The organism is Polaribacter gochangensis (assembly GCF_046224025.1).
Classification (GTDB): domain Bacteria; phylum Bacteroidota; class Bacteroidia; order Flavobacteriales; family Flavobacteriaceae; genus Polaribacter; species Polaribacter gochangensis.
In genome coordinates, this window is sequence record NZ_JBJXRF010000002.1 from 411,913 (window position 1) to 427,056 (window position 15,144).

Here is a 15,144-nt window from a genome sequence, read left to right on the forward strand (position 1 = left end):
CAAAGCCTCAGATATCTGAGGCTTTTGTATTTTTAAACTGTTTTTGAAATCAATTATAATTATGGATAAAGTTGAACTATATATCACAAAAAAAGCAAAATGGGAACCAGAATTAGCGCTTCTTAGAAAAACACTTTTATCAACAAAGATGGAAGAAACCATTAAATGGGGAGCGCCAGTTTATACTTATAAAAGTAAAAATATTGTAGGACTAGCGGCTTTTAAAAATTATTGTGGTTTGTGGTTTTTTCAAGGTGGATTGTTAAAAGATACCCACAAAGTTTTAATGAATGCTCAAGAAGGAAAAACAAAAGCCATGTTGCAATGGCGCTTTTATACTTTAGATGAAATACATAGTGATCTAATTAAAGAGTACGTCTTAGAAGCAAAGCAAAATGTTGATGAAGGCAAAGAAATAAAACCGAACAGAGCAAAAAAAGAATTAATTATACCAGAAATTTTACAAAAAGCTTTAGACTCAAGCGAAGCATTTAAATCAAAATTTGAAACGTTTTCTTTAAGTTGTAAAAGGGAATATGCAGATTATATTTCTGAAGCTAAAAAAGAAACAACAAAACAAAATCGCATGGAAAAAATCATCCCGATGATATTGAACAAAGTAGGGTTGCACGATACCTACAAAAAAGGTTAGTTACTTAATTATTACTTTTTCAATTGTAGCGATAGAATCGCAACGTTTTATGTACAGTTGAATGTTTTTTAAATCGCCTTTTCCTGTTATAAGATATTCAGGGCACGGTTGTATTCTTGCTTTAGAAAAATCAACATCAGCATTTTTAAGAATGGTATTTACAGTTACAGAATCTAAATTGTTCTTTGTTAAAACTGCATGTGCATCTGGTGTATATACCTTTTCTCTGATTCGGATTGTTTTAAGCGTCCTAGCATCCATTCCGTAGTCAAAAGAAACCTTTTTTCCAGACCAAATAAAATAGACAACAACTCCTCCAAGAGAAAGTCCAATTAAATAATAAAAAACACGTTTAGGCCAATTCATTTGTAAGTATTTATCGAATGCAAAATTAGCGGTATTTTCTGAATTTATCTAAGAATTACTCTTTTCTTATTAAAGAAAAATTAGACGAATAGGTGGTTGGTTTTCCTTGATATAAAAAGGTAACTGTAAACCAATAATCTGTTGATGGTGCTTTGGTTCCGTTTTTATAATTTCCGTTCCAACCTTCGCCAGATGGTTTTATTTGAGTCACTAATTTTCCATATCGATCATAAATACTGACTAAAGCTTCTGGATGATTTTTTAAATCATAAATATTCCAGGTCTCATTTTGTCCATCATTGTTGGGCGTAAAAAAGGTTGAATGATTGATGACTTTAAATTCAACAATTACTGGATTACTACAAATTCCTGATGTATCTTTTATAGAAACAGTATGTATTCCGTAATCTAAATCGTGAAATAAATTACTTGATTGATAGGAGCCATTATCTATACTATAAAGATAACTTCCAAAACCTTCTTCAATAAAATCGATTCTAATATTTGCTGGTGCAGCAAAAGAACTCGTTAAAAAAGTAACTTTTGCTTCAGGGATTGATGCTTTTACAACAACTTCTGTTGGCTTATAATTACAATCTGCGCCAATATCTGGAGTAAGTTTTGTTGTTTCTACTGTGTACGTTCCTGCTTTAGTAGCTGAATGATTTGGTCCTGTACCAACCAATTGATTATCAAAAAACCAATCGACTCTAAAAATTGCGGGATCTAAACCAGATTGTAATAAAAATGGATCAGTTGTTTGTTTTGTTTTAGAATCAACACAGATAATTCCGCCTTCAATATGCAAATCTAACAAAGGATAAATGGTTAATTCGAATTGTGTTTCATCTGAACAATTTTCATTTCCAATGGCATTTGCGTGCACATAAATTGTTTGTGTACCAACATCTGTAATTGTATATTCTGATGGATTGATTAAATCTACTTTATTTGGCTGACGGTAATAATTAATGACATTTCCAGCCATGGTTAAATTGGGTAAGGTATAACTTCCGCAACTTTCTTCATTTGGATAAACTGGCAGCTGTGGAGTGGTAGAAATAGTAATTGAAAATCGATGCTCGTCGCTACAGAAAAAACGACTCCCATTTTCCATATACACATATACGTTTTGTGTTGTTGTAATTACATCACCAGCACCTAACTGTGTTCCTTGTCCGCCAGATTCTGTAAAATAATTTCCGTTTGTCAAAGCTGGAAGAACATAAGAGTCACAAGCCGCAACATCTGCAGGTTGATCAACTTCTACACCCAAAATAAAAATAGTAAAAAAAGCTTCGTTGTTACAAGCAGTTAAGTCATCATATTCGTTATAAATATAAATTTTTTGTGTTGCTGAAATAACATCTCCTGCAGATAACTGTGTTCCTGTTCCGCCAGATTGAGTAAAATACTTACCATTTGTAATTGTTGGTAAAGTATACGGATTACAACTAAAAACATCTGTAAAGCTATTTACTGGAGGCAACGGTCTAACTTCAACGGTAAAACTTGTTTCATTCGGACAATTTCCATCAAAATTATAAATATAAATTCTTTGCGTAGTAGTGATGACATCACCAGCATTTAATTGTGTTCCATTTCCACCAGATTGTGTAAAGTAATTTCCATTTGTTAGCGCAGGCAAACTCATAGGATTGTCTACACAAGTTATAAAATCTGTTAAAGAATCTACAGGAGGCAATGGGTTTACAGTGATAATTACAGGAATGTCATCTGCACAACCATTGTTTGTTGGTGCATAAAAATAAATGGTTTGCGAAGTTGTAATTATGTCTCCAGCTTCTAATTGAGTTCCTTGTCCGTCAGGTAGTGTAAAATACCCTCCTATTTTTTCATTCGGAATTGTATAACTGCCACAAGCAGATGTATCTTTATATAAACTTGTATCAATAATAGTTACAGTAAAAGAAGTTTCATTTGAACACGTATTTGCGTCCGTATTATAAATGTAAATTTTTTGTGTTGATGAAATTACATCGCCAGCATTTAACTGAGCACCTGTCCCGTTTGTTCCTGTAAAATAATTACCGTTAGTTAGCTTAGGTAACGTGTATGCTAAACAGGTTGTTATATCTGTTGATAAATCAACTAAAGGAAGTGGATGAATAATAATATTAAAAGGGATATCTGTACACTGTACAGCATCAAAATCTGAATAATAATAGATGGTTTGGTTTTTTGTGATTGTTGTTCCTGGAATGATGATTTCTCCTGTTCCGTTTGGACCATTTAGCTCAGTATAAAAAGAACCATACTCTAAAATTGGAACAATAAATTCGCCACAATATTCTGTGTCCATGGTAAACTCTTCTACAATGGTAATTGTAAACTGAGTCTGAATAGCACAACCATTTTCTTCGGCATAAATATATAATTGAGTGGTATTAGAAATGACATCACCAGCATGTAATTGCGTTCCTGTTCCGTTTGATCCTGTGAAATAATTCCCTGATGGTAAGCCCGTTAAAGTATAACTAGAACAAGCAAAAACATTTTTTAAATCAACAACAAATGGAATTGGATTTACTGTAACCGTAAAATCGGTAATATCAAAACAAGAAGTTGATGAGTTTTCTGCTAATCTTGCCCAAATATTAAAAGAAGTAAGGTTTGACGGGAAATTATACTGACTTGAATTTACAATGGCATTGGTGTTATTTTGAGCATCTTCTAAATTGGTAAAAAAGGAAATGGTATGAACTGCAGGATTTAATCCGTTTAAAATTTGCGCATTTACTTGTGAAGTTAAATCTACAGTTGAATTATCACAAACTGAAAAATCTGTTGGTTTTGTAGCAGTAATTGAATTGGTGTTTAATTGAAAACTAATTGTTTGTGTACAAGATTGTGCTGAGTTTGTGTTAGACACTCTTCCGTAAATTGTTGCACCTCCAGCACTTTGATACTTTGTTAATTGATTATTAGGAATCGGAATATTGTTATTTAAATCATTTGATGAGGCAAAATACTGCAAACTATATTTTGCCGGATCTAAACCTAAAGTGTTGATGTTGTTTTGTGTTAAATCAAAAACAGTAGCATCACCATTATCACATTCTACTAAATCTGGTGGATTTATAACAATTAATTCTGTAACCTCAATGCTATCAGAAATGACACAATTTGTGTTTTTATTGGTAACAAACAATTCATAAGTTCCAATTTCATTTGCATTTAAAGTTGGATCTGTAGCTCCAACAATTACAGCATTGTCTTTTTTCCATTCATAGGTATAATCAACTGTGTTTGAAAATTTTGAATCTAAGCTTACCGTTTCTCCAATACAAATTGCAATGTCATCACCCAAATCTAAAAAATTATTAAAACTACCTGCTTCAATAAAAATAGCAGAATCGTATTTTGAATCATTATAATCTCCAATGACCAATTTAATTTTATACGGATTGTTAGGCTTAATTGTTGCAGAAGCATTCATTAGAACTGTATTTCCACGCATATTAATTGCAGAAGTATTTGGATTGTTTACGTTATAGTTTCCAAACAACTGCGGATTTACAGAATTACACGAAGAATTGTATTGATTGTCTCTTATTTCTTTTACAGAAATAGGGTTTCCTGTTGCAGGAACTACAGCTAAGTTAATTTTTTCTCCAGTTACCAAATCGGTTAATATAAATGCAAAAACATCGCTAAAACCACATTGCCATTCGCCATATTCGTTTGATGAAAACAAAAAATTGAAACTAAAATTGGTTGAGGGTGGTACAAAATCAAATTCTAAAAAAGCAACATCTGTAATTGTAGATCCTTGTCCAGATTGACTACTGATTTGTTGTAAATCTGTATCTGAGTTTGTGTTTACTTGACTGTCTAAATTGGTGCCTGTATAATTTCCTTGCGTGTGGGTTGCAATTCCGCTTCTAATTAAAATTCCTTCAGGAATCGGAAAAGTAGAACCATTTTGATTAAAATAAGCAACAGATTTATTGGAAGAAATACCAATATTAGAAACTGCAGCACAAGAACTACCAATAAGTAAGTTTACCAAATCATTTGAAGTTCTAGAGTCATCAACCGTAATTGATTGTCCATAAAAAGGGAAAGAAAGACAAAAAAAGAAAAAGAAAACCAGGTATTTCTTTAGGTTCATATAGTAGTTTGGGTTAAAGAATTAACAGATTGATATCTCTAAAAGGTAAATTAAACCAATCTGCCACTGTTTTACTAGTTAAGATTCCGTGGTAAAAATACATTCCGTTTCGCAAACTTTTATCAAAACGCGCAGCATTTTCGAACCCACCTTCTTCGGCAATACTCAACAAATAAGGCGTAAAAATATTACTGATAGAAACCGACGCAGTTCTTGCATATCTAGACGGAATATTAGGAACACAATAATGTGTAACTCCGTGTGCTACAAAAGTTGGTTCGCTATGCGTTGTTACTTTTGAGGTTTCAAAACATCCGCCACAATCTATGCTTACATCAACAATTAAAGCGCCGTCTTTCATTTGCTCAACCATTTCTTCTGTCACCATAATTGGCGAACGGTTTTTTCCTCGAATGGCGCCAATAGCAATATCGCATCGCATTAACGCTTTAGACAAGGTTTTTGGTTGTATGGTTGATGTATAAATTGGTGTGTTTAAACAATGTTGTAATCTTCTTAATTTGGTAATCGAGTTGTCAAAAACTTTTACGCGAGCTCCTAATCCCAACGCAGAACGTGCAGCAAATTCGCCAACGGTTCCAGCACCAATAATAACAACATCAGTAGGAGGAACGCCGCCAATATTTCCTACTAAAAGTCCGTTTCCGTTATTACTGTTGCTTAGTAATTCTGCAGCAATCAACACAGAAGCAGTTCCTGCAATTTCGCTCAATGATTTTACAATCGGATAAAAACCATGTTCATCTTTTATATAATCAAAAGCAAAAGCGGTAATTCTTTTTTTAGCAAGAGTCTCGAAATATTTTTTTGATTGCGTTTTTAATTGCAATGCAGATAATAAAACACTTTGTGGTTTAATATATTCTATTTCTTGTAATGATGGCGGAGCAACTTTTAAGACAATAGTACAGCCAAAAGCTTCTTCTACATTATAGGCAATTTTTGCACCAGCTTCAGAATATTCACTATCGCTGAAGTTGGCTGCATTTCCTGCGCCTGTTTCTACAACAACTCGATGTCCGTGTGCAGTTAATGCAGCAACAGCATCTGGAGTTAAACATACACGTTTTTCTTCGAAATGTGTTTCTTTTGGTAAACCGATAAACAATTCTCCTTTATGCTTTTTAATTTCTAGCATTTCTTCTTGCGGAAGTAATTCTTCTTTGCTAAACGGAGAATATTGGCTCATATCTAATGTTTTAATTGAATATTTCGAAAGCCATTTTCTAAAACAGAAATATGTATTTCGGTAGACTCTAAAGGTAGTAAATTTTCGATATTCTGTGGCCATTCAATGAAACACCAAGCATCGGAGTAAAAATAATCTTCAATTCCGATATCGTAGGCTTCGTTTTCGTCTTCTATTCTGTAGAAATCAAAATGATACACAATCTCTGCATTTGCAGTGTGATATTCATTTACTAGCGAAAAAGTAGGTGAACTAGCAACATCTTCAATACCTAATTCTTTACAAATTTCTTTGATTAAAGTGGTTTTACCAGCGCCCATTTCTCCGTAAAAAAGTAGTGTTTTACTTTTTGATGTTGCAATGATTTCTTTTGCAATGGCATTCAGTTCAGAAATTGAATAGGTTTTGTTCATATCAACAAAAATAAATATTCTAAAATTTAAATTATGTTTATATTTAAAAAAATGTTTAATTAAGAAATAATAATATGACTTTTTATTAAATCATACCTGTGTCTGCGTGCCGCTCTAAAATTTAGTAATGGAGCAAAAGCAGGAATCCATACTAATCTTGTAAAATATCATCATACCAATCTTTTGATAAATCAAGCCATTGTATATTTTATTTTTCTATCATTTTTTTTAAGCTCATTTTCGGCCTTCAACCGGTTTCTATAGTGATATCATTTTCAAAGTATTAAAAGTCCTTAATTTCAAAATCAAATAAATTTAAGTTATATTACCTTCTTTTTAAGATTTTTTAAACTAATTTTAAAGCCTACCTGAACTTTTCTAAACTATGAATTATTATCAAATAAGCATTCTATTTTTACAAGGATTTTTTGTAGTCTTTGTAATACTTTTATTATTTCGACTTCGAAAAAAATTAGGACTAGGGGTTTTATTTGCTTGCTTGGGTTTATTTCAATTTGTACAAGTATTTCTATCGAGTAGTATTTATGTTTCAGTAACTAATAATTTTTATGTCTCACCAGGTTCTTCAATTTTTTTTACGGCAACTCTTTTTGCCTTACTAATCATTTATATAAAGGAAGATGCAAGTGAAACAAAAAAAGCAACCTTTGCTTTGTTTATTGCAAACATTCTTATGGCTATTATATTAAAAACATTAAGCTGGTATTTTAATAATTCATCAACACTAGACCTTTTAGAAGTTGCACCGCCAGTTTTATATACCAGTACCAAGGTTTTATTAGTTGGTACGGTGGCATTATTTTTAGATTCGTTGTTAATCATCATCATTTTTGAATTTATATCTAGGAAAGTACGCTTTTTATTCTTGCAAATTTGTATCACAATGTTGATTGTACAGTGTTTTGACACGCTGTTTTTTTCATTACTAGCTTTTTGGGGTAAAGAAGGTTTAAATACAATTATAGTATCTGCCCTTATATCTAAAAGTGTTTTTGTCCTCTTTTATAGCGTACTATTTTATCTGTATTTAAGATATTTTGATTTTACGGATAAAGAACTGGTTTTTATTAAAATAAAAGATGTATTTAAACCTTTAAGTTATAAGCAAAAATTTGATACTGCTATAGATGTTATTAAGAAAGCAGAAAAAAATAGGATTGAAGAATTAGAGTTTACGAACATAAAGATTCAAAACACTATAGAACTCTTAGAGAAAAAGGAAAATTCTATAAATGAAGCGAGTAAAATAGCTAAAATTGGCTTTTTAGAAGACGATTTAATAACTGGAAAACGAATTTGGTCTGAAAATTTGTATCAAATTTTTGGCTTTAAGCCTGAAGATAATGTGCCATCAGGAAAAGAAACCTTAGAACTTTTTGATGATGAATCTCGAAAAAAAGCTATAGAAGCTGGTTTGAAACTAGATTCAGAAGGGATTCCAATTGATATTGAGGTAAAAATGACCAACCTAAGAAAAGAAGAGATTTGGTTAAGACTTGTAGTTCATCCAGTATATAACAATCAAAATAAAATTGTTTCAAGAAGAGGTGTAGTTCAAGATATTACAAATTCTAAAAAAGCACAATTTGAGTTAGAAAACTCTAAGCAAAATCTGGAATCTACTTTAGAATTAGTAAGAGAAAATGAATACTCATTAAAAGAAGCCGGTAGAATGGCAAAAATTGGTTACTGGAGATATGATAAGTTAACAGATACCATTTTTTGGTCTGAGGCAATTCATCAAATATATGGTACAGACTTTAAGAAAGGTGTTCCAGACCTTGAAAGAATTCTAAGCGTTTTTAGTGATGAATCTAGAAATAAACTGATCACTTCAACCGTACTTCTTGCAAATGAAGGAATTCCGTTTGAGATCGAATTAGAAATGACTAATTTTAATAATGAGACTCGTTGGATACGAAATATAGGAGAAGCAGTTTATAACGATAAAAATGAAATTATAGGAAGAAGAGGAGTTTCGCAAGATATTACTGAGCAAAAGATTAAACAACACACTTTAGATTTTCAAACTGAAAGATTATATGAATTAAATAGCGCCTTAAATGAGGCTCAAAAATTAAGTCATGTTGGGAGTTGGAAATGGGATATGACAACAGATTCAGCCGAATGGTCTGATGAAATGTATAATATTTACGGAGTTGCTAAAGGAAGTTTTTATCCTTCAAACGAAAATGTTTCTAAAACTATTTTGCCCGAAGATTTATATAAAATGGAACAAGGAATTAATTCTTTGTTAACAAAGAAGAAGTTTGTTCCTTTTGAGTTTAGAATTAAGCGACCATCTGGAGAAATAAGAACCTTATATATTATGGCTCTTGAAAAAAAATCTAAAAAAAGCATCTTCGGAGTAACAAAAGATATTACTGAGCAAAAACAAATTGAAGAGAAAAATTTAATCATAACAGAAAGATATAAAAAACTATTTAACAACTCAACAGCTTCTATTTGGCAAGAAGATTTAAGCTTACTGATAGCAGAAATAGATGAACTTAGAAAGCTTAAAATACCAAATATTAGAATCTATTTAGAACAACATCCTAAAGTGTTATTTTCGCTTATTGATCAAATAAAGGTAAACAAAGTAAATGATACAACTTTAAAAATATTTAAAGCAAATAACCGTCAAGAGTTTTTTGAGAATCTTCAAAATGTATTTGGACCTGGATCAAGTAAAGTATTTGCAAAGTTTATAGAAGCGATATGGAATAATAAGAAAACATTTACTTCAGAAATAAATTATAAAACCCTTAAAGGAGAGGAGTTTGCAGCAGTAATTTCAATTCCAATTCCTCAATCTGCAATAGAACAAAAAACAGTACCAGTTAGTAGTCAAAGTATTCAAAGTATTAAAGCTGCAGAAATTGCCAAAAAAGAATCTTTAGACAAATTAAAAGAAGCGCAGAAATTAGCAAAAATAGGAAGCTGGGTTCTAGCTCCTTCAACGCAAGAAGTAGAATGGTCAGAAGAAACATTTCATATTTTTGGTTTTGAACCAAAGAAGGGTGTGCCCGATTTTGAAACTCAGATTAAAATAATTCATCCAGAAGACAAAGAGCTGGTACTTAATTCTATTCTTCAAGAAAAACCTTTTGAAATTGAACATAGAATTATTCAACCTGATGGTGTCGAAAAATGGATTAGATCTATATGCAAACCTGTTTTAGGAGATGATGGGGAAGTGATTAATTTATCTGGAACTTGCCAAGATATTACTTTGCAAAAAAGAGCAGTAGATAAAATTAAAAAAGCAGATGAAATGTATCGTATATTGACAGATAATTCTAACGACCTTATTTGTTTGCAAGAACCAAATAGTTCGTTTATATATATCAGCCCATCTGTAAAGTCATTGTTGGGTTATGAACAAGCAGATTTTTTAGGTAAGAAAGTTTTTAGTATTGTTCATAAGGACGATATTCAATTGCTAAAAAATGCAATGGAGCAAAAGGTGTTTAAAGGTGTGGATACAAGAGTGTATTCTTTTAGAGTTCGTCATAAAGAAGGACATTTTGTTTGGTTAGAATTTTCATCATCACCAGTTTATAAAGAAGGAAAAATCAGCTATTTTGTAACATCCGCAAGAGATATTACAGAAGGGGTTTTAGCAAAGCAAGAGATACAAGAATACCAAACATCACTTCAAAAAATGACTACCGAATTGACTTTGATTGAAGAAAAGCAGAAAAAAGAAATTGCATTAAACATACACGATCATTTAAGCCAATCTTTAGTGATTTCTAAAATGAGAATTAATGAATTAAAGAAAAACTCAGAATTAAAATCCATTGATGAAGACTTACTTTTTATTGAAAAAAATATTACTGAAGCATTAGAAAATAGTCGTAAGATTACCTACGAACTTTCTCCACCTGTTTTATATCAATTAGGTATTGTTGATGCATTAAATTGGTTGTTTGATGATGTAGAAAATACGCATAAAATTAAGTGTAAATTGAAGAGTAATGAAAGCAATATTAAATTAAGTGATGTAAAATCTATTTTATTATATAGATGTATACAAGAATTGATAAAAAATACTGTAAAATACGCCAAAGCATCTTTGATAACGTTACAACTTGATAAGAATCAACTTGGCATTACCATTCTTCTTACCGATAATGGAGTTGGGTTCAATACGTCAATTTTAAATAATAATAAAAGTTACTCAGGCTCTGGTTTTGGGTTATTTACAGTACAAGAACGAATTCAAAACATTCAAGGAGAATTTACGATACAATCAAAAATAAACAAAGGAACCTCTGTAACTATATTTATTCCTGAATAACGTGTGTAAATATTGTTTTTTTAATGTTGAAGAATATTATTTCGCTTCATAAACTGCACACGGAATAATCATTTCTTCTAAAGAAATTCCGCCATGTTGATAGGTGTTTTTAAAATACTTTACATAATGATTGTAATTGTTCTGATACGCTAAAAACAAATCTTTTTTTGCAAAAATAAACGAGCTATTCATTGCCGTTGTTGGTAAGAAGATATCTTTTGGACTGCGGACAGCATATACATCTTTTTCATTATAACTTAAGCTTCTACCTGTTTTGTAACGCAGATTAGAACTTGCATTTTTATCTCCAATTACTTTGGTAGGATTTTTACAATTAATCGTTCCGTGATCTGTAGTAATAATTAGTTTCTGTCCCAATTTTTGTGCTTTCTGAAGAATGTCTAACAGAGGCGAATTCCGGAACCAACTTTCTGTTAACGATCGATAGGCTTTGTCATCACCTGCCAATTCTTTAATCACTTCCATTTCTGTTTTAGCATGAGAAATCATATCGACAAAATTATAGACAATTACCGTTAAATCGTTTTGCTTGGTTGCGTTGTAATTGTCTGCCAATTCTTTTCCGTTTTTAAGATTGGTAATCTTGTAAAATTCGTGCTGTATTGGTAAGTTTAATCGTTTTATCTGTGCTGATAAAAATTCATTTTCGTACAAGTTTTTTCCACCTTCGTCCGTGTCGTTTTTCCAAAACTCTGGATACATTTTTTCCATTTCAGAAGGCATCATTCCTGAAAATATTGCGTTTCTAGAATATTGTGTTGCTGTTGGTAAAATGCTAAAAAACGAATGTTCTTTTTCTTTCTTAAAATGATTGTTAATGTACGGTTCTAAAATTCTAAATTGATCTAAACGAAGATTGTCAATAACCACTAATAAGGTTCCGTTTTCTGAAGTTTTTAATTCAGGAAACACCACATCTTTTAATAAGGTATGCGAAAAAATGGGTTTGTCATCTGACGTTAAAAAGTCTTCGTAATTCTTTTTGATGAATTTAAAAAACAAAGAATTCGCTTCGTTTTTCTGACTTTCTAAAATACCTAACATTCCGGCGTCGTTAATGTTTTCTAATTCTAATTCCCAATGAACCAACTTTTTATAAATATCAATCCACTCTTCGCACGAATTTACCATGGCTAATTCCATCGAAATTTTTCGAAACTCTTGTTGGTAATTCGAAGTGGTTTTATCAGAAATTAATTTAGAATGATCTAAGTTCTTTTTTAAACTCAGTAAAATCTGATTCGGATTTACAGGTTTTATCAAATAATCAGCAATTTTAGAACCAATGGCTTCTTCCATAATATATTCTTCCTCGCTTTTAGTAATCATTACTACCGGAAGATTTTGTTGCTTTTGTTTGATTTCTGCCAAGGTTTCTAAACCTGTAATTCCTGGCATGTTTTCGTCTAAAAAAACAATATCAAAATTTTGTTCATCAACCAAATCAATCGCATCAGCACCATTGGTACATTTGGTTACATTGTAATTTTTATTTTCTAAAAATAGAATATGAGGTTTTAATAAATCTATCTCATCATCAACCCATAAAATTTCTATTTTTCTCATATGATTTGTTTTTAATAATTGCTAAAATACTTGAATTTGTACTTCTTTTTTTAAGTTCGCTGTTAAATAAAAGTGAATGCTTTTTAGAATTTTATTTCCTTGCAACTAAATATCAATAACAATAGTATATTTGCAGAACAAAATTGTACAGCTTGAAAACTTCAAAAACCAACAAACTCAAAATATTGAACGACCCAATTTACGGTTTTATTACAATTCCGAATAGTTTAATTTTTGATATTATAGAGCATCCTTACTTTCAGCGTTTAAGACGTGTAACGCAAATGGGGTTTTCTAATTTAGTGTATCCAGGCGCAAATCATACGCGTTTTCATCATGCCATTGGTTGTATGCATTTAATGCAAAAAGCAGTGCGAGTTTTGCGTTTTAAAGAAATAGAAATTTCTGAGGATGAAGCCAATGCGTTGTACATCGCAATTTTGTTGCACGATATTGGTCATGGCGCTTTTTCTCATGCATTAGAACATAGTATTGTAAACGGAATTTCTCACGAAGAGATTTCGTTGAAATTTATGAAAAAACTCAACGAAGAATTTGGCGGGAAACTATGTTTGGCAATCGAAATTTTTGAAGGAAAATACAAAAGACGATTTTTCAATCAATTAATATCAAGTCAGTTAGATATTGATCGTTTAGATTATTTAAAAAGAGATAGTTTTTATACAGGCGTTAAGGAAGGAAACATTAGCTCTGATCGGTTAATTGCCATGATGACTGTTTTTAATAACGAATTGGTGATAGAAAAAAAAGGAATTTATTCTGTAGAAAACTTTTTAATTGCTCGCCGTTTGATGTATTGGCAAGTGTATTTGCACAAAACAGGCTTGGTTGCAGAAAATATGTTGGTTAAAATTTTGCAGCGCGCTAAAGAATTAGCGACCCAAAATGTTGCATTACCAGCAACCAAAACAATGCAGTATTTTTTATACAATCAAATTACCAAAGAGAACTTTACAGATGAAACTTTAGCTGTTTTTTCTAAATTAGATGATTATGATGTGTTGTCGGCCATCAAAGAATGGACGAATCATTCTGACAAAGTTTTATCAGAACTGTCTAATATGATTATGAATCGTAATTTGTTAAAAATCAACATTCAAGATCAAAAATTTACAAAAGAAAAAGTAGATAAACAGGTTGAAAAACTGATTTCAAAATTTACTATTGAACCAGAATTTACACATTATTTTGTTTTTGAAGGAACGGTAAGCAATCAAGCATACAACACTAGTAATCCAATAAAAATATTGTCAAAAAATAACAAAACTGTTGATATTGCTTCCGCATCAGATCAATTAAATTTACAAGCACTTACAAAACCAGTAGAAAAATTTTACTTGTGTTATCCTAAGAAAATGTAATTAGCCAAATCCTAAGAAATTTCATACTTTTGCAGATAATGAATTTTACAGCGCAACAAATAGCGGAAATTTTAGAAGGAGACATCGTTGGAAACCCAAATGCTGAAGTCTCTAAACTATCTAAAATTGAAGAAGGAGAAAAAGGTAGCCTTACTTTTTTATCCAATCCAAAATACAATCCATATTTATATACAACAAAAGCTTCTATTACAATTGTTAATAAAAGTTTTTTTCCGGAAAAGGAAACAGAAACCACTTTGATAAAAGTTGAAGATGCATATTCTGCTTTTTCTAAAGTGTTGGAGTTTTACAATGAAGTAAAAAATAACAAAACAGGTAGAGAACAACCTCATTTTATTTCTTCTACAGCAGTAATTGGTTCTAACGAATATATTGGAGCGTTTGCTTATATCGGAGAAAATGTTACAATTGGAGAAAATGTAAAAATTTATCCAAATGTATACATAGGAGATAATGTTGTTGTAGGAAATAATTGCATCCTTTTTTCGGGTGTAAAAATATATTCAGAAAGTCAGATTGGTAACAATTGTGTTATTCATTCTGGAGTTATTATTGGTTCAGACGGATTTGGATTTGCGCCAAATAAAGAAGGCTCTTATAATAAAGTTCCACAAACCGGAAATGTTATTATAGAAGATAATGTTGATATTGGTTCTGCAACCACAATTGATAGAGCTACTTTAGGTTCAACCATTATAAGAAAAGGTGTAAAATTAGACAATCAAATACAAATTGCACATAATGTAGAAATAGGTGAGAATACAGTTATTGCTGCTCAAACAGGAGTTTCAGGTTCTACCAAAATTGGAAAAAATTGTATGATTGGTGGACAAGTTGGTGTTGCAGGTCATATTAAAATTGGAGATAACGTAAAAATTGGTGCTCAATCTGGAGTTACCAAAAACATAAAAGGTAATATCGCTGTTATGGGAACTCCAGCATTTGAATTTTCAAAATTCAATAAATCATATGTTTATTTTAGAAAATTACCAGATTTGGTAAAAACAATACATAATTTAGAAAAAAATATAAACACTCAAAGTGAATAATG

At 31.2% G+C, this 15,144-nt stretch carries 9 protein-coding genes; 4 read left to right on the forward strand and 5 right to left on the reverse strand.

What is annotated here, in order from left to right:
• Positions 1 to 61: 61 nt before the first annotated feature.
• A complete protein-coding gene (locus ACEWL1_RS07165; RefSeq protein WP_409232612.1) occupies positions 62 to 652 on the forward strand; it encodes a YdeI/OmpD-associated family protein in 591 nt (196 codons plus the stop codon).
• On the opposite strand, the gene ACEWL1_RS07170 is transcribed toward ACEWL1_RS07165, so the two are convergent.
• From ACEWL1_RS07170 to tsaE, 4 genes are read right to left on the reverse strand one after another with little or no spacing between them, the layout of a single operon-like run.
• On the reverse strand, positions 653 to 1,018 hold the full coding sequence (locus ACEWL1_RS07170) for a DUF4258 domain-containing protein (protein ID WP_409232613.1): 366 nt from the start codon (positions 1,016 to 1,018) through the stop codon (positions 653 to 655). It abuts the gene before it with no gap.
• A 55-nt stretch (positions 1,019 to 1,073) separates the two neighbouring features.
• Positions 1,074 to 5,153, reverse strand: a complete 4,080-nt coding sequence (locus tag ACEWL1_RS07175; protein WP_409232614.1) for a T9SS type B sorting domain-containing protein — start codon at positions 5,151 to 5,153, stop codon at positions 1,074 to 1,076.
• A gap of 13 nt (positions 5,154 to 5,166) precedes the next feature.
• Entirely contained in the window at positions 5,167 to 6,363 is a 1,197-nt protein-coding gene (locus ACEWL1_RS07180; protein ID WP_409232615.1) for an alanine dehydrogenase, read from the reverse strand.
• A gap of 2 nt (positions 6,364 to 6,365) precedes the next feature.
• The gene (gene tsaE, locus ACEWL1_RS07185) at positions 6,366 to 6,776 is read right to left on the reverse strand and encodes a tRNA (adenosine(37)-N6)-threonylcarbamoyltransferase complex ATPase subunit type 1 TsaE (RefSeq protein ID WP_409232616.1); all 411 of its coding nucleotides are present in this window, start codon (positions 6,774 to 6,776) and stop codon (positions 6,366 to 6,368) included.
• Positions 6,777 to 7,161: 385 nt separating this feature from the next.
• On the opposite strand from tsaE, the gene ACEWL1_RS07190 reads away from it, so the two are divergent.
• Positions 7,162 to 11,103 carry a PAS domain-containing protein gene (locus ACEWL1_RS07190; RefSeq protein WP_409232617.1) on the forward strand — a complete coding sequence of 1,314 codons (3,942 nt, stop codon included), beginning with the start codon at positions 7,162 to 7,164 and terminating at the stop codon, positions 11,101 to 11,103.
• A 36-nt stretch (positions 11,104 to 11,139) separates the two neighbouring features.
• Here the strand turns inward: ACEWL1_RS07190 and porX are convergent, their stop codons facing one another.
• Positions 11,140 to 12,690: a T9SS response regulator signal transducer PorX gene (gene porX, locus ACEWL1_RS07195; RefSeq protein ID WP_409232618.1), complete on the reverse strand. Its 1,551-nt coding sequence runs from the start codon at positions 12,688 to 12,690 to the stop codon at positions 11,140 to 11,142.
• 152 nt (positions 12,691 to 12,842) lie between these two features.
• Between porX and ACEWL1_RS07200 the strand changes: the two genes are divergently transcribed.
• Positions 12,843 to 14,072, forward strand: coding sequence for an HD domain-containing protein (locus ACEWL1_RS07200; protein ID WP_409232619.1), 1,230 nt, complete (start codon positions 12,843 to 12,845; stop codon positions 14,070 to 14,072).
• A 38-nt stretch (positions 14,073 to 14,110) separates the two neighbouring features.
• Complete coding sequence (gene lpxD, locus ACEWL1_RS07205) at positions 14,111 to 15,142, forward strand: UDP-3-O-(3-hydroxymyristoyl)glucosamine N-acyltransferase (RefSeq protein ID WP_409232620.1); 1,032 nt, start codon at positions 14,111 to 14,113, stop codon at positions 15,140 to 15,142.
• Positions 15,143 to 15,144: the final 2 nt, after the last annotated feature.

What these genes read in the sequence shown, in the direction of transcription:
- ACEWL1_RS07165 (WP_409232612.1), top strand. Translation starts at nt 62, where the DNA reads ATGGATAAAGTTGAACTATATATCACAAAAAAAGCAAAATGGGAACCA.
- ACEWL1_RS07170 (WP_409232613.1), bottom strand. Translation starts at nt 1,018, where the DNA reads ATGAATTGGCCTAAACGTGTTTTTTATTATTTAATTGGACTTTCTCTT.
- ACEWL1_RS07175 (WP_409232614.1), bottom strand. Translation starts at nt 5,153, where the DNA reads ATGAACCTAAAGAAATACCTGGTTTTCTTTTTCTTTTTTTGTCTTTCT.
- ACEWL1_RS07180 (WP_409232615.1), bottom strand. Translation starts at nt 6,363, where the DNA reads ATGAGCCAATATTCTCCGTTTAGCAAAGAAGAATTACTTCCGCAAGAA.
- tsaE (WP_409232616.1), bottom strand. Translation starts at nt 6,776, where the DNA reads ATGAACAAAACCTATTCAATTTCTGAACTGAATGCCATTGCAAAAGAA.
- ACEWL1_RS07190 (WP_409232617.1), top strand. Translation starts at nt 7,162, where the DNA reads ATGAATTATTATCAAATAAGCATTCTATTTTTACAAGGATTTTTTGTA.
- porX (WP_409232618.1), bottom strand. Translation starts at nt 12,690, where the DNA reads ATGAGAAAAATAGAAATTTTATGGGTTGATGATGAGATAGATTTATTA.
- lpxD (WP_409232620.1), top strand. Translation starts at nt 14,111, where the DNA reads ATGAATTTTACAGCGCAACAAATAGCGGAAATTTTAGAAGGAGACATC.